The organism is Rhodocyclus gracilis (assembly GCF_009617575.1).
Lineage (GTDB): Bacteria > Pseudomonadota > Gammaproteobacteria > Burkholderiales > Rhodocyclaceae > Rhodocyclus > Rhodocyclus gracilis.
Map to the genome: position 1 here is coordinate 38636 of NZ_WIXJ01000006.1, position 18713 is coordinate 57348.

The window sequence follows — 18713 nt, forward strand, 5'->3', positions numbered from 1 at the left end:
GCCCCGGCCCGATCGGCTGGCGCGTGCTCCGTACTGCCTTCGATACGGTACATGCTGCGTCGGGGAGCACTTAGCCCAGCGGCCGATGCCGTACAGGCTGCCGCTTACGACCCGGCGCGCGTGTCGCGGCCGCGGAAGCGGCGCTGATAGTCGGCGGAGTACAGCGCGCTGTTGCTGAAGTCTTCGGCCGCCAGCGCCGGGCCGACGAGGATCAGCGCGCTGCGCTCGGGCGGCGCCTTCGCCACTTTGGCGGCGATGTCGTCGAGCGTGCCGCACACGATGCGCTCTTCCGGCCAGGTCGCCCGGTACACCACCGCCACCGGACAGTCGGCGCCGTAGTGCGGCAGCAGTTCGGCGACGATGTCGTCGAGCACGTGGATCGAGAGGTGCAGCGCCAAGGTCGCGCCGGTGGCGGCGAAGCTCGCCAGTTTTTCGCGCGGCGGCATCGCTGAGGCGCGGCCAGAGGTGCGCGTCAGTACCAGCGATTGCGCCACTTCCGGCAGCGTCAGTTCGCGCTTGAGCGCGGCGGCGGCAGCAGCAAACGAGGGCACGCCGGGCGTCACCGTGTAGGGAATACCGAGGCGGTCGAGTTCGCGCAACTGTTCGCCCATCGCGCTCCAGATCGACAGGTCGCCCGAATGCAGGCGCGCCACGTCGAGCCCAGCGGCGTGCGCGGCAGCCATTTCGGCGACGATTTCCTCGAGGCTCAGCGGCGCGGTGTCGACGACGCGCGCCCCCGGCGGGCAGTAGTCGAGGATCGCCGGGTGGATCAGCGAACCGGCGTAGAGGCAGACCGGACAGGCGGCGATGCGGTCGCGGCCGCGGACGGTGATCAGGTCGGGCGCGCCGGGGCCGGCGCCGATGAAGTGAATGCTCATGCGTGGGATTCCGTGTCGGGTACTGCGCGTTGCGCTGGCAGTTCGAGCGCAACGAGGTTGAGGCGGTGGATATCGTCAAAAGCGGCTGCAGAGCCGGCGGCGAAGGCGGTCTGGCCGGTGGCAGCGGCAAGCTCGGCGGCGCGCACGCTGCGCCGGCGTTCCTGCGGCCCGCCGAGCGCTTCGAGCACATGCATCAGCGCGTCGCCGAAGCCTTGGGCGACGAGATGCGCGGCAAGTTCAGCCGGCGTCGTCTCGTCGGCGGAGAGCACGACCAGACGCGCGCCGGGAACGAGCTGGTCGGTCAGCCCGGCGAGCGGCCGACCACAGAGCGAAGCGAGCGTCGTTTGCTGCTGCGGCCAGCCGAGGCGCGCGCAGGCGAGCGCGAACGACGACGGCGCCGGCAGACAGGCCAGCGGCACGTCGGGCAGCAACCGGCGCAGCGTGCTGCCGATGCCGAAGCAGAAGGGATCGCCCGAGGCGAGCACGACCACCGGCCGGCCGGCGAAGTCGCGCAGCGCGGCAACACCGGCGGTGAGCGGCGACGGCCAGGCGCGCGCCTTGCCGCGAATGAGTGGCGCCGCCAGCGCCAGTTGCCGTTGGCCGCCGACGACCAGCACCGCGCCGGCGATGGCCGCCCGCGCTGCGTCACCGAGACCGGCAACGCCGTCCTCGCCGATGCCGACCAGCGTCAGCCAGGCCGGGCCGTCGGGCATCGGCGCCAAGGCGTCGAAATCGTCGAAATTGTCGACTTCGCGGCGGGAAGCCTGATCGCCGCTCATCGCGCCAGCGCCCACAAGGTATCGAGATCGAGGTCTTCGGCCAGCTGCGCGGCGAAAGCGTCGAGCGCCGCGTCGACACGTGCCTCGTAGGCGCTGGCGGGCGTCGTCCGTTCGCCCTGCCCCGCCCCGTGCTCCACCGCCTCGCCGCGCATCTGCGCCAGCCAGTGCCGGCGAAAGCCGTCGGCGGCGAACAGGCCGTGCACGTAGCTGCCCATCACCCGACCGTCGGCAGAGACGGCGCCTTCGGCGCGCTCGTGACTTCCAAGGGGTGCGATACGCGCACTGAGGTCCGCGTCTTCGCCGCTTTCGCCATCCGCGTCCACGAGACGCAGCCACGGCTGCGCCAGTGCCGCGCCCTGCGTGCGCCCCATGTGCATCTCGTAGCCAGTGACGCGCTCGCCGCTGACCCGGTCGACGGCGTCGAGGTCGAGCAGGCGCTTGTCGCCGCCGATGGTCGTTTCGAGCTCGAGCAAGCCGAGCCCTGCGCTCTCGCCGGGCGCACCCTCGATACCCTGCGGATCGCGCACGACGCGGCCGAGCATCTGGAAGCCCGCGCACAGGCCGACGACGCGGCCGCCCTGGCGCACATGCGCGTGCAGGTCGTGCTGCCAGCCCTGTGCGCGCACGAAGTCGAGGTCGGCGCGCGTCGCCTTGGAGCCGGCGATGACGACCACGTCGGCGGCGCGCGGCACCGGCTCGCCCGGCTGCACCCAGACGACGCGAACGCCCGGCTCGGCGGCGAGCGGGTCGAGGTCGTCGGCGTTGGCGATGCGCGGCGTGCGCAGTACGGCGATGGTCAGCGGCTTCGCCTCACCGGGCCGCGGTGGCTTCGCCACGGCGCGCGCGGCGAGGTCGAGCGCCAGCGAATCCTCCTGCGGCAGGCGCGCCGCGCCGTCGAACCAGCGCACCAGCCCGAGCACCGGCCAGCCGGTGGCGGCACTGATGGTCGCGGCGGCCGGCGCGAACACCGCCGGGTCGCCACGGAATTTGTTGACCAGCACGCCGCCGACGCGCGCGCGCTCGGACTCGGTCCACAGCAGGCGATGGCCGAGCACCGCCGCGCTGACGCCGCCGCGCGATTCGTCGCCGACCAGTAGCACCGGCAGGTCGGCGGCTTCGGCAAGCCCCATGTTGCTGATGTCCTGCGCGCGCAGATAGGCCTCGGCGCCGCTGCCGGCGCCTTCGATCAGCACCAGATCGGCCTCCTGCGACAGGCGTTCGAGGCTGTCGAGCACCGCCGGCAGCAGCGCCGGCTTGAGCGTCTGGTAGGCGGCAGCCGAAGCGCGACCGAGCACGCGGCCGCGCAGCACGACCTGGCAGTCGACGTCGCTTTCGGGCTTCAACAGCACCGGGTTCATGTGCACCGAGCGTGGCGCACGGCAGGCGCGCGCCTGCAGCGCCTGCGCGCGGCCGATCTCGCCGCGCACGGGCTCGGCGCTGATGCCCGCCGCGGGAGCCGAACCCTGCTCGGGAACGTCGGCATCGACCGTCACCGCCGCGTTGTTGCTCATGTTCTGCGCCTTGAACGGACGCACGATCAACCCGCGATTGGCGAAGGCGCGGCACAGGCCGGCGACGAGCAGGCTCTTGCCCACATCCGACGAAGTGCCTTGGATCATCAGCCGGCGCGCGCGGCGCGGCGCGGCGGGCGCCGGCGTGAACGCAGCGACGTCGCTCATGCGCCTAGCGCGCCAGCGCCAGCAGCGCGTCGAGGTCAAGATTGGCCTCGACGTGGTCGGCGAGCGCTTCCAGCGTCGCTTCGACCTGCGCCTCGAAATCGAGCGCGGAAATCTGCGCGCCGAGTTGACCGAGCCAGTGGCGGCGGAAACCATCGGCGGCGAACAGGCCATGCACGTAGGCGCCCATCACCCGTCCGTCGGCCGAGATGGCGCCTTCGGGCGTCTCGCGGCCGTCGCCGTCCACCAGCCGCAACCACGGCCGTTCGAGCCCCGGCCCTTGCGTGCGCCCCATGTGCATCTCGTAGCCGGTGACGCGCTCGCCGCTGACGCGGTCGATGCGGTCGATGTCGATCAGGCGCTTGTCGTCGCCGATCGTCGTATCGACGTCGAGCAGGCCGAGGCCCGCCGTTTCGCCGGGATCGCCCTCGATGCCGAGCGGATCGCGCACGACGCGGCCGAGCATCTGGAAACCGGCGCACAGGCCCACGACGCGGCCGCCGCGGCGCACGTGCGCGCGGATGTCGATGTCCCAGCCTTCGCGGCGCAGCACGTCGAGGTCGGCGCGCGTCGTCTTCGAGCCGGGCAGCAGCACCACATCGGCGTCGGCCGGGATCGGCTCGCCGGGACGGATCCAGCGCACGGCGACGCCGGGTTCGGCGGCGAGCGGATCGAGGTCGTCGAAATTGGCAACGCGCGACAGCTGCGGCACGACGACGGTGAGCCCGCGCCCTGCGCCCACGGCCGGCTTTTCCAGCGCCAGCGCGTCCTCGGCCGGCAGGCGACCGGCGGCGTCGAACCAGCGCACGACGCCGAGCAGCGGCCAGCCGGTCTGCTCGCTGATGACGCGGCAGCCGGGTTCGTAGAGCGAGAAATCGCCGCGAAACTTGTTCACGATGTAGCCGACGATGCGCGCGCGCTCGTCTTCGGTGTGCAGCACGTGCGTGCCGACCACCGCCGCGATGGCGCCGCCGCGGTCGTTGTCGGTGAGCACCACCACCGGCAGGTCGGCCAATTCGGCGAGCTTCATATTGGTGATGTCGCAGTGGCGCAGGTAGACCTCGGTGCCGCTGCCGGCGCCTTCGACGATCACCAGATCGGCCTCGGCGGTGGTGCGGCGCAAGCTGTCGAGCACCGCCGGCATCAGCGTCGGCTTGAGTTCGTGGTAGTGCCGCGCCGGCCAGTTGCCAAGTGCGCGCCCGCGCAGCACCACCTGCGAGCCGACGTAGGCCTGCGGCTTCAACAGCACCGGGTTCATGTGGATCGACGGCGGCAGCTTGCAGGCGCGCGCCTGCAGCGCCTGCGCGCGGCCGATCTCGCCGCGGCGCAGTTCGCCGTCGGGGCCGGGCGGCAGGTCGGAATCGACGCTCACCGCGGCGTTGTTGCTCATGTTCTGCGCCTTGAACGGCCGCACGGCGATGCCGCGGCGCGTGTAGGCGCGGCACAGGCCGGCGACGAGCAGGCTTTTGCCCACGTCCGAACTCGTTCCCTGAATCATCAGGCAGCGCGCGCGCTTCGGCACCGCCGGATCGAGCAGCGGCACCTCGATCTGCGGCAAGAAGCGCGGCGCCGTGACTGGAGTTGAAGGCGAAGCGCAGGCGCCCGACACGCAAGCGCCTGCGGACACCTCCGCTGCAACGGACGGAACCGGCGCCACTGGTGCTGACGAAGGGGGCAATTCAGAAGAAGACACGAACGAAACCTCGCAAAGAGCCGCGCAAGTATCCGGACAGAGAGAGAGACGGTCAACGCGACAGCGCGAGGCCTCACGCGCGCGCGCGACGATCCGCCGGAAAGCCCGGCGGGCCGGCATTTGGCGGCGAAAACCACGGACCTGTCAGGGTTGACGCGAGACGCCGCGCCGCGCAAAATCCGCGCTCGTTTTCCCTGCCGGTATTGCGCCGGGAAATCTTTGCTCTGGAGCATCCTATGCGCATCCTTTTCGTCCATCCGAATTACATCTGCGGTGGCGCCGAAATCGCCGGCAAATGGTCACCCGCCTGGGTCGCCTATCTCGCGGGTTACCTCAAGGCTGGCGGCTATACCGATTACAGCTTCGTCGACGCCATGACCGACGACATCTCGGACGACGAGTTGCGCGAGATTTTCAAGCGCGAACAGCCCGATGTGATCGCCACCACGGCCAACACCCCGGCGATCTACACCGCCGAGCGTCTGCTCAAGATCGCCAAGGAAGAATGCCCGAACGCCATCACCCTGCTGGGCGGCATTCACGCGACGTTCATGTTCCAGCAAATCCTTGCTGAAGCGCCGTGGATCGACGCCATCGTGCGTGGCGAGGGCGAAGCGGTCACGCTCAATCTGGTGCGTGCCATCGATCAAGGCCGCTGGCCGGCCGAACGTGCCGACATTCTCGGCATCGCTTACATGGACGGCGACCAGATCGTCGCCACCCCCGCCGAGCCGACCATCCGCGACGTCGACTCGATCGTCGCCGACTGGGGCGTGCTCGACTGGAAGAAGTACATGTACATCCCGATGGGCGTGCCCGTCGCGACACCGAATCTGGCGCGCGGCTGCCCGTTCACCTGCTCCTTCTGCTCGCAGTGGAAGTTCTGGCGCGACTACCGCGTCCGCGACCCGAAGAAGGTCGTCGATGAAATCGAAGTGCTGGTGCGCGAACACGGCGTCGGCTTCTTCATCCTCGCCGACGAGGAACCGACAATCAACCGCAAGAAGTTCGTCGAATTCTGCGAAGAGCTGATCGAACGCAAGCTGCCGGTCTACTGGGGTATCAACACCCGCGTCACCGACGTGCTGCGCGACGAGGAACTGCTGCCCTTCTACCGCAAGGCCGGCCTGATCCACATCTCGCTCGGTACCGAAGCCGCCGCCCAGTTGAAGCTCGATCTCTTCAACAAGGAAACGACGGTCGCGCAGAACAAGAAGGCCATCGACCTGCTGCGCGCCAACGGCATCGTCACCGAAGCCCAGTTCATCGTCGGCCTGGAAAACGAGACGAAAGAGACGCTCGAAGAAACCTACCGGATGTGCATGGACTGGAATCCGGACATGGCCAACTGGTCGATGTTTACGCCCTGGCCGTTCTCCGACCTCTTCCACCAACTCGGCGACAAGGTCGAAATCTTCGACTTCGAGAAGTACAACTTCGTCACCCCGATCATGAAACCGCTGGCGATGGATCGTGGCGAACTGCTCGACGGCGTGATGAACAACTACCGCCGCTTCTACATGAAGAAGTCCTTCCTCGGCTACCCGTGGGTGCGCGACCCGATCCGTCGCAAGTATCTCCTGGGCTGCCTCAAGGCCTTCCTGAAGAGTGCTTTCGAACGCAAGTTCTACAGCCTCGGCAAGCACAACTACTGGGGTCCGCAATCGAAGGGCAAGATCAACTTCGGTTTCGACGAGTCGCGCAAGCTGGTCAAGAACGAGCCGCAGATCGAAGCGCAGGTCATCCAGTGGAAGACGGCGCCCCCGCGCAAGCGCTCGGCCGCCACGGCGGAAGCCATCAAGGCCGCAGAAACGGCCGCCGCCGCACCGATGGCCGGCTTCAAGGCCTGCGGTGGTGGCGATCAGCAGATGGAAGAAGGCGCACCAGCCGCTGTCATGGCCTGCGGCGGAGGCACCGAGCAGTTGCCGGGCGCCGCGTCGGCCATGCCGCGGATGAAGATCTAAGGCAGCGCAGAGCTTCGTCAGCATCAATGAAAAACGCCCCGCCATTGATTTGGCGGGGCGTTTTCTTTTGGCGATCCTGCTCTCAAAAGCAGCGGAGTGCCCGATACCCCGTGCCGGCGCACGCGGGACGGATCAATCCTCGCCGAGCGGCAGACCGGGAAACAGCTCTTCGGTAAAGCCGAAGCGGCTGAAATCGCGCATCCGCATCGGATAGAGCTTGCCGATCAGATGGTCGCACTCGTGCTGCACGACGCGGGCGTGAAAGCCCGTGACGCTGCGATCAATCAATTCGCCGGTATGGGTGAAGCCCTGATAGCGAATCGCCTCCCAGCGCGGCACTTCACCGCGCAAACCCGGCACCGACAGGCAACCTTCCCAACCGAGCACCTCCTCTTCGCCAAGGGGCGTGATGCGCGGATTGATCAGAATGGTGCGCGGTACCGCCTCGGCGTCCGGATAACGCTCGCTCTCGTCGAAGCCGAAAATCACCACCTGCAGGCCGACGCCGATCTGCGGCGCGGCCAGTCCGACGCCACCAGCGGCTTCCATGGTGTCGAACATGTCGGCGATCAGCCTCGCCAGCGCCGGATCGTTGAAATCGCTGACCGCCTGCGCGGGTTCAAGGAGGCGGGGATCGCCCATGCGAAGGATGGTATGAACAGTCATTGGCGCACTCTCCCGTAAAGCTCTCGCGATTCGTCAGGCGCTGGCGGAAGGGCGAGCTAGCCGAAGACCACTGCACCCGCACCAGACGTCGCATCGCCGATGAAAATCACCGACGCGCTTGCACGATTATAGGCACGAGAGCGGCCTTGCGTTTTGCTGCCCTATCTTGACCCTATCGTTCCATCTGCCGGCTTTTCGTCGCCCTATTGTTGTCCTTACGCGGCCATTGCACAGCCCTCTCGCTACCCGATAGAACAACGCCCGACCGGAACTGCTCTCCCGGCCGGGCGTCGCGTCAGTCAGAGAGTGACGAAGCTCAGTCGGTCACGGTCGCCGCCACGTCGGCAAACTCGGCGATCTGGTCGAAGTTCATGTAGCGATAGACATCAGCCGCCTTGGCGTTCACCCGCTTGATCTGCTCCATGTACTCGTCGACGGTGACGATGCGGCCGGCCAGCGCGCACATCGCGGCGAGTTCGGCTGAGCTGAGATAGACGCGCGTATCGAGGCCGAGGCGGTTCGGGAAGTTGCGCGTCGAGGTCGAGATCGCCGTCGAGCCCTTGCGGATCTGCGCCTGGTTGCCCATGCACAGCGAGCAGCCCGGCATTTCCATGCGCGCGCCGGATTTGCCGAGGATCGCGTAATAGCCTTCCTCGTTGAGGATCATCGCGTCCATCTTGGTCGGCGGTGCAATCCACAGCCGCGTCGGGATGTCGGCCTGACCTTCAAGCACCTTGGCGGCAGCGCGGAAGTGACCGATGTTGGTCATGCACGAACCGATGAACACTTCGTCGATCTTGTCGCCGGCGACTTCGGAGAGCAGTTTCACGTCGTCCGGGTCGTTCGGGCAGGCGAGGATCGGCTCGGTCACCTCGGCCAGATCGATCTCGATCACCGCGGCGTATTCGGCGTCAGCGTCGGGCGCCAGCAGCGTGCCGTTCTCGATCCAGGCTTCCATCGCCTTGATGCGGCGACGCAGCGTGCGCGCATCCTCGTAGCCGTTGGCGATCATCCACTTCATCAGCGTGATGTTCGAGCGCAGGTATTCGACGATCGGCGCCTTGTCGAGATGCACGGAACAGGCGGCGGCCGAACGCTCGGCGGCGGCGTCGGAAAGCTCGAAAGCCTGTTCGATCTTCAGATCCGGCAGGCCCTCGATTTCGAGGATGCGGCCGGAGAAGATGTTCTTCTTGCCCTTCTTCTCGACCGTCAGCAGGCCCTGCTTGATCGCGTAGTAGGGAATCGCGTTGACCAGATCGCGCAGCGTGATGCCCGGCTGCAGCTGACCCTTGAAGCGCACCAGCACCGATTCGGGCATGTCGAGCGGCATGACGCCGGTGGCCGCGGCAAAGGCAACCAGACCGGAACCCGCCGGGAACGAGATGCCGATCGGGAAGCGCGTGTGCGAGTCGCCGCCGGTGCCGACGGTGTCGGGCAGCAGCAGGCGGTTCAACCACGAGTGGATGACGCCGTCGCCCGGACGCAGCGAGACGCCGCCGCGCGTGCTGATGAACGACGGCAACTCGCGGTGCATGCGCACGTCGACCAGCTTCGGGTAGGCGGCGGTATGGCAGAACGACTGCATCACCAGATCGGCCGAGAAGCCGAGACAGGCGAGGTCCTTCAGTTCGTCGCGGGTCATCGGGCCGGTCGTGTCCTGGCTGCCGACGGTGGTCATCTTCGGCTCACAGTAGGTGCCCGGACGGATACCCTGCTGCTGACCGCCGATCTCGGGCAGACCACAGGCGCGGCCGACCATCTTCTGCGCCAGCGAGAAACCGCGGCCCGAATCGGCCGGCGACTGCGGCAGACGGAACAGCGTCGACACCGGCAGGCCGAGCGCTTCGCGCGCGCGCGCCGTCAGACCGCGGCCGATGATCAGCGGAATGCGGCCGCCGGCGCGCACTTCGTCGAAGATCACCGGCGACTTGACGGTGAATTCGGCGATCAGCTCGCCGTTCTTGAAGGCTTTTCCGGCGTAAGGCTGCAGCTCGACGACGTCGCCCATTTCCATCTGCGACACATCGAGCTCGATCGGCAGCGCGCCGGCGTCTTCCATCGTGTTGTAGAAGATCGGCGCGATCTTGCTGCCGAGACAGACGCCGCCGAAACGCTTGTTCGGCACGAAGGGAATGTCCTCGCCGGTCCACCACAGCACCGAGTTGGTTGCCGACTTGCGCGAGGAACCGGTGCCGACGACGTCGCCGACGTAGGCGACGGCGTTACCGCGCGCCTTCAGCGCTTCCAGCTGTCGGATCGGACCGAGCTTGCCGGCTTCGTCGGGTTCGATGCCGGCGCGCGGGTTCTTCAGCATGGCCAGCGCGTGCAGCGGGATGTCCGGGCGCGACCAGGCGTCGGGCGCCGGCGAGAGATCGTCGGTATTGGTTTCGCCGCTCACCTTGAAGATGGTGACGACGAGCTTTTCCGGCACTTCCGGGCGCGCGGTGAACCACTCGGCGTCGGCCCAGCTCTGCAGCACGGCGCGCGCATTGGCGCCGGCAACGCCTTCGCCCTTCTCGGCCAGCGCCTGCACGTCGTGGAAGAAGTCAAAAACGAGCAGCGTCTTCTTCAGCGCGTCGGCGGCAGCGGCGCCACATTCGGCGCTGCCGAGCAGATCGATCAGCGGCTTGACGTTGAAACCGCCGAGCATGGTACCGAGCAGTTCGGTCGCCGCCACCGGCGAGAGCAACGCACACTTCTCGTCGCCCGCAGCAACCTTGGCGAGGAAGTCCGCCTTGACGCGCGCCGCGTCGTCGACGCCGGCGGGAACGCGATGCGTGATCAGGTCGACCAGCGTCGACTCTTCGCCGGCCGGCGGGTTTTTCAAGAGCGCGACGAGATCGCGCGTCTGCGCCGCAGTCAGCGGCAGGGGCGGAATGCCCAGCGCAGCGCGCTCGGCAACGTGTTGGCGGTAGGCTTCAAGCACGGCAGTTCCTCTCTCACAAAGATCAATCAGCAGGCGCCGCTACTGCGCGCCGGGCGGCCGGACAGGTGAAAAAGGCGCGAAAAAAGCGCTTTCGCCTACCGGAAACACGCTCTCAAGTCTTATATATCTTATAAGATACAAAGCAGCCTGTGAAGGTTCGACGTGTGACGAAAGCATGGAGCCATCACACTCACAACGGCAATCGCCGGCGAGGAAGGTTCCGCAGACCGCGCGCGCAGCGACGCGATGCGGAAGAGACCGACTACGAGTAATGCCGTGGCACGCGGCGACTCTTGCGACAGCCCCGGAGCCGCTCCGGAAACGCGACCTCGGACGCAGCGCCCCGGATCAGCAGCCAAGAAACCGGTGACTAGGCCGAACTACCGGCTGCGCCGCCAGCCGCAAGCGGCGGCAGACCGTGTCGGCGCCGCGCTCGCTGGCAGGCATCGTCGGCGATACCGAGCGGCGCCAGTTCGCCAAACTCGCGGCACGGTCCGGGGCGTAGCGCGTAGATGCTGCAAGCGGCCGAAACACCGATCTCGCCGACCAGAGCGACGCAGCGCGGTGGCGATTCGTCGGTACCGCGCAGGCGTACCAGCGACGCCGTCAGCGGCACGACAAGCGCCGCCGGCACCGTTCCGCCGGGCGCGGAATCCACCTCGGCACGATGGAAATCGACGCGATATGCCGCGCAACAGGCGCCGCAGCCGTGACAGGTCGGCGCGCTCATGGCGCTTCGTCAGCCAGCGTGGGCGAGGCGGGTGAGGTCGACGAAAGAGACGAAACGGACAAAACAGACGGCGCGAAGGACGAGGACAACGAGGACGACACCGGCAACGCTCCTCGCGCCTGCGCGCCGACCCGCTGCGGCGCGGCGTCGAGATCGACGACCAGACGGTAGAGCGTATGCCCGGAATCGCGGTATTTGCGCTCGAACGCCGTCACCGGCTCGCCCGCCGCCCAAACCTCGCCGCGCGTGACCAAACCGGTCAGGCGTTCGACGGCGAAGGCGAATTCGTCGATGTAGATGCGCCAGTTGCTGCGGCATTCGAGAACGCCGCCCAAGGCGAGCACGGTCGGGAACACCGCATGCGCGTGCCAGCGCCGCGCCAGATGGCCGATCTTCGGCCAGGGGTTGGGGTAGAAAATCGTCTGCTGGCGGGGACGCAGGCCCGCGTCGGCCAAGAGACGCCAGAAGTCGACAAGATCGGCGCGCAGCAGCAGTACGTTAGCCGGCAAAGGCTGGCGCGTGCCCCGACCCAGCCGGATCGCCGACTGATCAACGCCGACGACGAAGCACTCCGGATGCTGGCGTGCCAGCCAGACACTGCTCTCGCCCGTGCCGCAGCAGGCATCGACGATCAGCGGCGCCGCCACGCCAAAGCCCCTGTAGGCCGCGAGAAATTCTTCGAACGCCCGCTGGTTGTAAACGGCAATCGGCTGGCGAAATGGCTGGCCGACGCGGCGATCGAGCAAGGCCGGCAGCTGCGTGTGGATGTCAGTCTGCGCGCTGACGGGGGTGCGGGAGTTGGCGTGCATGGTCGGGAGTTATTCGAGTTACGAAGCCGCAGCAAACGGCGAGTCGGCGACCGGGCGGACCGGCACGCCGTGCGCACGCAGGACGTCGGCCGTCGCCGCCACGCTGGTCACGGGCCGCAGGACGGCCAGAAGCGCGCCCGCCTCGTCGTAACGCACCGACAGCGCCTTCAACCACTGTTTCAGTCGCCCAGGCGCGGCGCGCGCCTGCACACGCGTTTGCACGCCCGCCCAGAATTCGGCCAGACTCGGTAACAAACGCTGCCACTCCGCCGCCCGCAAACGCTCGGCGACAGGCGGAGAAAGCGGCTCCGACGCATCACTGGAAAGTCGCGCCTCGCCGATCCGACGCGCCAGAAACGGATCAGAGACGGCCCCCCGGCCAATCATCACATCGGCGAGGCCGCTTGCGGCGCGGCAGCGGTGATAGTCCTCGACACTCCACACCTCGCCGTTGGCGACGACCGGAATCGACAGGGCTGCGCCGATGGGCGCCAGCAACGCCCAATGAGCGGGCGGGCGATAGCCTTCGTCGCGCGTGCGTGCGTGCACCACCAAGGCGTCGATCCCACCTGCCGCCAGGGCCTGCGCGCACTCCAGCGCGCGCGTCGGCGCCTCTACGCCCAGCCGCATTTTGGCCGACAGCGGCACCGCCGCCGGCATGGCGCGCCGCACGGCGTCGGCAATGCGAAAGAGGCGTTCGGGGTCGTTGAGCAGGACGGCGCCGCCATCGTGCCGATTCACCGTCGGCGCCGGACAGCCGAAATTCAGGTCGATGCCGGTCGGGCCGAGTTCGGCAAGGCGCGCGGCGTTCTCGGCAAGACACGAGGCGTCACCGCCCAGCAACTGCACGCGTACCGGCGTACCGGAAGGCGTGCAGCTGGCGTGCTCAAGTTCCGGGGCGGTGCGCAGGAAGGTGCGCGGCGGCAGCAGGGAGGACGTCACGCGAACGAACTCCGTCACCGCCAGATCGAAGCCGCCAAGCCGCGTCAGCACGGCGCGCAAGACCACGTCGGCCACACCATCCATCGGCGCCAGCAGCACGCGCCCCGGGCGCCGCACCGAGGGATCGGCACTCATCGCCGCACCCGCATTCTTGCCCGCTTCGCCCATCACGATGTCCCGATACCGCTCGAAAAGCCGCATTCTACCCGAGCGCCGCGCCGCGCCTGCCGAAGCAACTGCCAGCTCGCTGGCGATTCGTTTATGGCTCGCGCAGGGCCCATTTCTGTCTTGCCTCTGCGCTCACCACCGAGGCGTTCCGCAGCGTCCCGCCCCCGCCAGCCTGTTCGTCACCAACAAGGCGCCCGCCTTCTCACGCGATCGGCCGAAGCGACGCCTCCAGGCGCACGTAAAATGCCGGCTAGGCACTTCTGCCCACCCCCCGGACTTCCGTGCCAGCGCACGTCGCCATGACTACAAACCCCTCGCCCAGCCAGCAATCCGCACACTCTGTACCGACAGCGCACTCCGCGCCGGCCCCGGCGGCCCGGATAACCGATGCGACGTCTCGCCCTGCGGCCAACGATCCGCCCCGGCGCCTCGTCCTCGACACCAACATCGTCATCGACCTCCTGCACTTCGCCAACCCGGCGACAGACTGGCTGCGCGCCGGCATGGCCGCCGGTCGTCTACGCTGTTTCACCTCCCCCGAGTGTCTGTCCGAACTGGCCAGCGTCTTGCCGCGTCCGCAGTTCCGGCTCGACGCGGCGGGCGTCGCGCGCGTGCTCGCCGCCTACGAGGCGTGGGTCATTTCGCTGCCTGAAGAGAACCCGGCAGGCTCCATAAACCCAGCAGCCCCGGCAAGCACCGTCGACGCCCCCCGCCGGGAAGAGTCGGCGCACCGCGACGCCGTCGGCGAGGCCACCGGTGAGGACATCGCCAATCTGCCGCGCTGCCGTGATCGTGACGACCAGAAATTCCTCGTGCTCGCCGCCCGCTGCGGAGCCGACGCACTGATCACGCGCGACCGCGAACTTCTGCGTCTGGCCCATCCGGGACGGCGCTGCCCGGCGCCGTTCGCGATCCTGACCGCCGAGGCGGCCGCGCCGCTCTTTGGCGACTCTGGCGACTCTGGCGACTCTGGCGGCTACGGCGCCGAGTCAGACTGAGCGCCGCCGGAACACCCAGCGCGCCGCGTCGGACACTTCCGGCGCGAACGCGTAACCGTCCTCGGCAAAGGAGCGCAGATCGGCGGCGTCACGCAGGCGATGGAGGATGGCGTAACGCGCCATCAGGCCACGCGCACGCTTGGCAAAAAAGCTCACCACCTTGAAGCGTCCAGCGCTCCAGTCCTCGAACACCGGTTGTACGACCGGCAAGCGGCAGTGGCGCGCCAAAACCTTGAAATACTCCTCGGAGGCCAGGTTAACGAGCGTTTGCGCCATCGGCAAAGCCCCATTGGCTGGCTCGGTGGTGCGGGCGCGCGCTTGCGCCACTCCCGGCGCCATCTCGCGTTCCGATTCCTGTGCCATCTCCGGTGCAATCTCCTGCGCCAGTGCTTCGATAGCCCGCGCCGGATGCTCGCCCCAGAAGGCATACAGATCTTTGCCACGCGGAGTGTCCAGACGCGTCCCCATCTCCAGCCGGTACGCCTCCATGCGGTCGAGCGGCCGCAACACCCCGTACAAGCCGGAGAGAATGCGCAGATGCCGTTGCGCAAATTGCAGATCGTCCGCACTCAAGGAGCGCGCGGCGAGACCTTCGTAGACGTCGCCGTTGAAAGCGAACACGGCAGGCAACGCCGCGCTGGCCGAGTCCGAACCCCAGTCGGCGAAGCGCGTCGCGTTGAGCGACGCCAGAGTGTCGCTGATCCCCATCAGCGAGCCCAGTTGCGCCGGAGACATGGCGCGCAGACGCTCGACCAGGAGCCGCGCCTCGTCGAGAAACGCCGGAGCAGTCGGCGTCAGGGCAAGCGGCGGCGGCGAGAGATCGAGCGTTTTGGCAGGCGAGAGAACGATGATCATCGGCAAACTCCATCGGCGGTAAGCAAGGCGGGCGACGGGCAGGGGCCCGGCGGCGAGCGTGCTAGGATTGTAGCCGACACCATCACCGACGCCGCTCCCCCGGCGCGACACGAACCGATGGAAGAAATCCTTCAGCGCTTTGCCGCCCTCGCCGCGCCGGCAGAGAGTCCAGACTCTTCGCTCTCTGCGGCTCTTTTGCCCGCCGCCGCCCCTGCAGCGCCTTTCTCACCAACGGGCAGCGGCCGTGGCGCGACGGAGGATCGCCGCCCCCTCCCGGCCTCGGCGGCCTCCGCGTTCTCCTCATCCGCCGCCCCCGCACAGACGGCGCGCAGCAATGGCACGACGCGCGCGCACGACGAAACACCCGCCGACCTCTTCGTCGCCCTGATCGACTGCCTGCGCCCACGCGACGCCGACGATACCGAGAGCGCGCGACGCAGCCTGCAAGCCCTGTGTTTCCTGCTCGGCGAACGGCCGGCACTGCGCGCTGGCATGCGTAGCGCCATTCGCGAACTGAGCCAGAGCCATCGCCACTCCGAGCTGTACGCCGCCTCCGGCATCTTGCCGAACACCGGCTTTTTTTCCGAAGCCTTCCGCCGCATCGGCCACAAGCTGCTGCCAGACGTGCCCGATCCGGGCCTGCTGCGCAGCGTGCTACGCCGCGTCTTCCATCGCCCCGATGATTTCCGCTGGGTCAGCGGCGCTGGCGAAGACGCCTGGCTACATGTCGTCGACGCCCTGCGCTTTGGCGAAGACGCAGCTGCCGCGCCCTCCGCCACGCCACCGCGCGCGCATGGCGAAATGCAGCACTCGCTGCGTGTCGTGTCGACCTGGATTGCGGCGCTGGGCAGCGAATCGGAACTGCTGCGCCTGATCCCCTCGCTGGCCGACGCGGCGACGGCGCAATCGCACCAGTCGCCCTTCATCGCGCAAAACGGCGAACTGCTGGCCTACCTCGACCGGCTCGCCAGGGGCCCGAGCGGCGAGGGTCTCGCCGCCGACGCCGATGACCGCCACCTGCGCGTCCTGCTCGACCAGTGCCGCGACGTCATCGCCCGTGTGCGCCGCCGCGCCGCACGGCAGGGCGCCAGCATTCGTCTCACCTATCACCTGCAACGCCTCGAGCAACTCATCGGCCGCGCCGAACAGTTGCTCGACATCGTCACCGTCTGGCACGCCGACCCGTCCGGACACAGCGCGCAAGCGCCCATCGTCCGCCTCTTCATGCAGCGGGTTGCCGACGAATGCCAGCGCGACGCCTTGCGCCCGCACTGGCGGCAGAACGTCGAACTCCTCTCGCTGCGCGTGACCGAGAACGCCGGCCACCACGGCGAGCACTACATCACCGAAACGCGTGGCGAATACCTCGCCATGGCACGCTCGGCGATGATCGGCGGCTTCATCATCGCCTTCATGGCCTGCATCAAACTCGTGCTGGCCAAGGCCGGCATGCCGCCGGCGACAGGCGCCCTCGCTTTCTGTCTCAACTACGGGCTGGGCTTTTGCCTGATCCACATCCTGCATGGCGCGGTCGCCACCAAGCAGCCGGCGATGACCGCCAACGCCATCGCCGCGCGCATCAGCCAGTCCGGCGGCAAGGTGCGCGACATCGAAGCGCTGACGGCGCTGATCGCCAGTACCGTACGCAGCCAGATCGTCGCCATCCTCGGCAACATCGGCGTCGCCATTCCGCTGGCGGCCTTCCTCGCCATCGCCTTTGTCACCGTGACCGGCACGCCGCTGGCCGACGCCGACAAATCGATGCACCTGCTCGAAGAGCAAAGCCTGATCAAGAGCGGCGCCGTCTTTTATGCCGCCATCGCTGGCGTCTGCCTCTTCCTCGCCGGGCTGATTTCCGGCTATTTCGACAACTACGCCGCCTATAACCGCATTCCCGAACGCCTGCTGCAACTCGCCTGGCCGCGACGGCTGCTCGGCGAAGCGCGCATGCAGCGCGTCGCCCGCTATATCGGCGACAACCTCGGCGCCCTCGCCGGCAATCTGACCTTCGGCTTTCTGCTCGGCGGCACGACGATCATTGGCGTGCTGTTCGGGCTGCCGCTCGATATTCGCCACGTCGCCTTCTCGTCGGCCTTCATCGGCATCGCCACGGTCGGTACCGGCTTCGCGCCCGATGCCTGGACGCTCGTCTGGGCGGTGCTGGGCGTCGTGGCCATCGGCACGGCCAATTTGCTGGTGAGCTTCGCCCTCGCGCTCAACGTCGCCCTGCGCGCCCGGCAGGTGTCCGACGCGCAATGGCGGCTGATCGGCGCCTCGCTGGCGCGTCATCTGGCCCGCCAGCCACGCGACTTCTTCCTGCCCCCGAAAGCGCGCGCGCCCCATGAGACATAAGGCGCGCCAAGGTCGGGCACGGCCGGCGGCAGCTTGCTACAATACGTTCCTGATTCTCTTGCAAGGCCTATCATGAAACGCACCCGCTTCTCCGCGCGCAAACGCATTTCCCCCGACGCGGGAGAACTGGGCCGGCTCGCTACCGGCCTCGCCGAATCGGGCGGTCGCCTCGAAGACCACCTGTGGGAAGCGCAACTCGTCGCGCTGACGGAGCGGTTGCTCGCCGATGGCGCCGAGGACGACATCAACGCCGCGCTTGACCGGCTCTACGACACCCACGCCGACGCTCACGACGAACTCGCGGATCTCGTCGAATCCTGCGCCGAATCCTGCGTACTCACGCATCAGGGCCGCGATTTCGACATCCTGCTGTTCAACGCGCCGGTACTCGCCTGGTCGCGCTTTTCGATCCCGGCCGAACGCATCGGCGGCGGCACGCTGCAATCGCTGAAAGTCCAGCTCGGCGCGCACGTCTTCGCCGCCGGCGCCGATATTGCGCTGGTGGACTTCCTCTACAGCCCCGACCAACTGCCGCGCAGCTTTGTCGACACCTGGCGCCTGCTGCGCGAACTCGGCGGCGCCGCGCTCGAACACCGCGACCTGTCGCTCGACGTCGAAACGCTGCCGGAAACCTCGCGCTTCCTGTCTGACACGCGCTACCTCGTTGGCGCCGTCGCCGTGCCGCGCGGCGCACCGCTCTTCCGCTGGAACGAGAGCGACGGCAACCGCGAACAGGCACAAAAAGAATGGGTCAAGCAGGGCGGCCCCTGCCTCGAACCGCTGCTCACCGGCTGCGCCTTCCAGCCGCTGCTCGCCGACTCCTATCACGCCGCCTGCCGCAACGCCGACAGCGCCTCGCGCCCTTACTCCGTACACGCCTCGGCAGCGTTTTTGCAGACCACGCTCGGCCAGCCGACTGAATCGCTGCGTGCCGTCATCGGCGGCTTTCACGACCGGCAACTGGAGGAATTCCGCATTTCCTTCGGTCCGCGCGACTCCGATGCCGTCTATCACGGCGTCGTCTGGCCGCTGCTCGGCGCCGAAGACGAAAATACCGACATCATCGGCGAAATCGAAGCCGTCCTGCGCGAGTCGGGCGTCAAGGAAATCGTCAGTCTCGACCAGCAGTTCCCCTTCGAGTTTTGCGACGATTGCGGCGCGCCGCTCTACCCCAATCTCGAAGGCGAAACGGTGCACGCCGAAATGCCCGAAAGCGCCAACACCGCCTCACAAACCCTGCACTGAGCGAGTCGCCCATCGCGTCACCGCCCATCACC

General features: G+C 67.8%; 14 protein-coding genes. 4 read left to right on the plus strand and 10 right to left on the minus strand.

The window, feature by feature from the left end:
- Positions 1-104: 104 nt before the first annotated feature.
- Genes cobM through GHK24_RS09370 form a run of 4 tightly spaced genes read right to left on the minus strand, consistent with a single transcriptional unit; the run spans position 105 to position 4891 of the window.
- The gene (cobM, locus tag GHK24_RS09355; RefSeq protein ID WP_153472533.1) at positions 105-878 is read right to left on the minus strand and encodes a precorrin-4 C(11)-methyltransferase; all 774 of its coding nucleotides are present in this window, start codon (positions 876-878) and stop codon (positions 105-107) included.
- On the minus strand, positions 875-1657 hold the full coding sequence (gene cbiE, locus GHK24_RS09360) for a precorrin-6y C5,15-methyltransferase (decarboxylating) subunit CbiE (RefSeq protein WP_153472535.1): 783 nt from the start codon (positions 1655-1657) through the stop codon (positions 875-877). Before cbiE ends, cobM begins: the two co-directional genes overlap by 4 nt.
- Entirely contained in the window at positions 1654-3336 is a 1683-nt protein-coding gene (locus tag GHK24_RS09365) for a cobyric acid synthase (RefSeq protein ID WP_153472537.1), read from the minus strand. The genes cbiE and GHK24_RS09365 overlap by 4 nt, the downstream gene beginning before the upstream one ends.
- A gap of 4 nt (positions 3337-3340) precedes the next feature.
- A complete protein-coding gene (locus GHK24_RS09370; protein WP_228384641.1) occupies positions 3341-4891 on the minus strand; it encodes a cobyric acid synthase in 1551 nt (516 codons plus the stop codon).
- A gap of 371 nt (positions 4892-5262) precedes the next feature.
- On the opposite strand from GHK24_RS09370, the gene bchE reads away from it, so the two are divergent.
- On the plus strand, positions 5263-6990 hold the full coding sequence (gene bchE, locus GHK24_RS09375; RefSeq protein ID WP_153472539.1) for a magnesium-protoporphyrin IX monomethyl ester anaerobic oxidative cyclase: 1728 nt from the start codon (positions 5263-5265) through the stop codon (positions 6988-6990).
- Positions 6991-7122: 132 nt separating this feature from the next.
- On the opposite strand, the gene def is transcribed toward bchE, so the two are convergent.
- The 5 genes from def to GHK24_RS09400 all read right to left on the minus strand — a co-directional run bounded on the left by def (position 7123) and on the right by GHK24_RS09400 (position 13198).
- On the minus strand, positions 7123-7656 hold the full coding sequence (def, locus tag GHK24_RS09380) for a peptide deformylase (RefSeq protein ID WP_153472541.1): 534 nt from the start codon (positions 7654-7656) through the stop codon (positions 7123-7125).
- Between the two features lie 316 nt (positions 7657-7972).
- Positions 7973-10582: a bifunctional aconitate hydratase 2/2-methylisocitrate dehydratase gene (gene acnB, locus GHK24_RS09385; RefSeq protein ID WP_340666160.1), complete on the minus strand. Its 2610-nt coding sequence runs from the start codon at positions 10580-10582 to the stop codon at positions 7973-7975.
- A gap of 370 nt (positions 10583-10952) precedes the next feature.
- A complete protein-coding gene (locus tag GHK24_RS09390) occupies positions 10953-11312 on the minus strand; it encodes a YkgJ family cysteine cluster protein (RefSeq protein WP_153472545.1) in 360 nt (119 codons plus the stop codon).
- Entirely contained in the window at positions 11309-12121 is an 813-nt protein-coding gene (trmB, locus tag GHK24_RS09395; RefSeq protein WP_153472547.1) for a class I SAM-dependent methyltransferase, read from the minus strand. The genes GHK24_RS09390 and trmB overlap by 4 nt, the downstream gene beginning before the upstream one ends.
- 18 nt (positions 12122-12139) lie before the next feature.
- Entirely contained in the window at positions 12140-13198 is a 1059-nt protein-coding gene (locus GHK24_RS09400) for a tRNA dihydrouridine synthase (protein WP_153472549.1), read from the minus strand.
- Positions 13199-13530: 332 nt separating this feature from the next.
- Between GHK24_RS09400 and GHK24_RS09405 the strand changes: the two genes are divergently transcribed.
- Complete coding sequence (locus GHK24_RS09405; RefSeq protein ID WP_153472551.1) at positions 13531-14229, plus strand: PIN domain-containing protein; 699 nt, start codon at positions 13531-13533, stop codon at positions 14227-14229.
- On the opposite strand, the gene GHK24_RS09410 is transcribed toward GHK24_RS09405, so the two are convergent.
- Positions 14221-15084, minus strand: a complete 864-nt coding sequence (locus GHK24_RS09410) for a YaaA family protein (protein ID WP_153472553.1) — start codon at positions 15082-15084, stop codon at positions 14221-14223. The two genes, GHK24_RS09405 and GHK24_RS09410, sit on opposite strands and share 9 nt — an antisense overlap.
- A 117-nt stretch (positions 15085-15201) precedes the next feature.
- Here GHK24_RS09410 and GHK24_RS09415 point away from each other — a divergent pair, with 117 nt between their 5' ends.
- Both GHK24_RS09415 and GHK24_RS09420 read left to right on the plus strand, forming a co-directional pair.
- Positions 15202-17436 (plus strand): site-specific recombinase, encoded by a 2235-nt coding sequence (locus GHK24_RS09415; protein ID WP_153472555.1) that lies wholly within the window; start codon positions 15202-15204, stop codon positions 17434-17436.
- Positions 17437-17508: 72 nt separating this feature from the next.
- Positions 17509-18681: a DUF2863 family protein gene (locus GHK24_RS09420; RefSeq protein ID WP_153472557.1), complete on the plus strand. Its 1173-nt coding sequence runs from the start codon at positions 17509-17511 to the stop codon at positions 18679-18681.
- The last annotated feature ends 32 nt before the right edge of the window (positions 18682-18713 follow it).

What these genes read in the sequence shown, in the direction of transcription:
- bchE (WP_153472539.1), top strand. Translation starts at nt 5,263, where the DNA reads ATGCGCATCCTTTTCGTCCATCCGAATTACATCTGCGGTGGCGCCGAA.
- GHK24_RS09400 (WP_153472549.1), bottom strand. Translation starts at nt 13,198, where the DNA reads ATGAGTGCCGATCCCTCGGTGCGGCGCCCGGGGCGCGTGCTGCTGGCG.
- GHK24_RS09415 (WP_153472555.1), top strand. Translation starts at nt 15,202, where the DNA reads ATGGAAGAAATCCTTCAGCGCTTTGCCGCCCTCGCCGCGCCGGCAGAG.
- cobM (WP_153472533.1), bottom strand. Translation starts at nt 878, where the DNA reads ATGAGCATTCACTTCATCGGCGCCGGCCCCGGCGCGCCCGACCTGATC.
- GHK24_RS09405 (WP_153472551.1), top strand. Translation starts at nt 13,531, where the DNA reads ATGACTACAAACCCCTCGCCCAGCCAGCAATCCGCACACTCTGTACCG.
- GHK24_RS09420 (WP_153472557.1), top strand. Translation starts at nt 17,509, where the DNA reads ATGAAACGCACCCGCTTCTCCGCGCGCAAACGCATTTCCCCCGACGCG.
- trmB (WP_153472547.1), bottom strand. Translation starts at nt 12,121, where the DNA reads ATGCACGCCAACTCCCGCACCCCCGTCAGCGCGCAGACTGACATCCAC.
- GHK24_RS09390 (WP_153472545.1), bottom strand. Translation starts at nt 11,312, where the DNA reads ATGAGCGCGCCGACCTGTCACGGCTGCGGCGCCTGTTGCGCGGCATAT.
- cbiE (WP_153472535.1), bottom strand. Translation starts at nt 1,657, where the DNA reads ATGAGCGGCGATCAGGCTTCCCGCCGCGAAGTCGACAATTTCGACGAT.
- GHK24_RS09410 (WP_153472553.1), bottom strand. Translation starts at nt 15,084, where the DNA reads ATGATCATCGTTCTCTCGCCTGCCAAAACGCTCGATCTCTCGCCGCCG.
- GHK24_RS09365 (WP_153472537.1), bottom strand. Translation starts at nt 3,336, where the DNA reads ATGAGCGACGTCGCTGCGTTCACGCCGGCGCCCGCCGCGCCGCGCCGC.
- def (WP_153472541.1), bottom strand. Translation starts at nt 7,656, where the DNA reads ATGACTGTTCATACCATCCTTCGCATGGGCGATCCCCGCCTCCTTGAA.